Origin of the sequence: Megasphaera sp. NM10 (genome assembly GCF_000417505.1) — a bacterium.
GTDB classification, from domain to species: domain Bacteria; phylum Bacillota; class Negativicutes; order Veillonellales; family Megasphaeraceae; genus Megasphaera; species Megasphaera intestinihominis.
This window is the reverse complement of sequence record NZ_APHY01000167.1, coordinates 1-587: the sequence shown is the minus strand read 5'-3', so window position 1 is coordinate 587 and position 587 is coordinate 1. Positions and strand designations below refer to the sequence as shown.

Genomic DNA, 587 nt, shown 5'->3' with positions numbered 1-587 from the left:
CTCGCCGCTACTRGGGTATCTCTGTTGATTCCTTTTCCTCCGGCTTAGATGTTTCAGGTTCACCGGGTGCCCTTCCTCATAGAGGATGACAGCACTACTGCTGCCGGGTTTCCCCATTCGGAGATCTGCGGGTCAAAGGTTACTTGCACCTCACCGCAGCTTATCGCAGCTTATCGCGTCCTTCTTCGGCTGATATGGCCAAGGCATCCGCCGTACGCCCTTACTTACTTGACTATTTTTTCATGTATCACGCCATCCACGCGGGATGTCATGATGAACAAGAATTCAAGGTTCGTTAAGATCTCTTTTTAAAAAGAGGTATTTTCTAACATTTTTATGCAGTTGTCAAGGTACGATTGAGAGGATGACCTCTCAAAACTGAACAATGAATGAATTGCCTCCGTGCCGACTTCTTAGGTTTTCCCTAGAAAGGAGGTGATCCAGCCGCACCTTCCGATACGGCTACCTTGTTACGACTTCACCCCAATCACTCGCCCCCACCTTCGACGGCTGGCTCCTTGCGGTTACCTCACCGGCTTCGGGTGTGAATGACTTTCGTGGTGTGACGGGCGGTGTGTMCAAGCTGA

At 50.4% G+C, this 587-nt stretch carries 2 rRNA genes; both read right to left on the bottom strand.

Annotated features, from left to right (window positions below):
* Window positions 1–234: ribosomal RNA gene (locus tag NM10_RS12885) — 23S ribosomal RNA — on the bottom strand; the annotation flags it as partial.
* A 194-nt stretch (window positions 235–428) separates the two neighbouring features.
* Window positions 429–587 (bottom strand): 16S ribosomal RNA (locus NM10_RS14100); the annotation flags it as partial.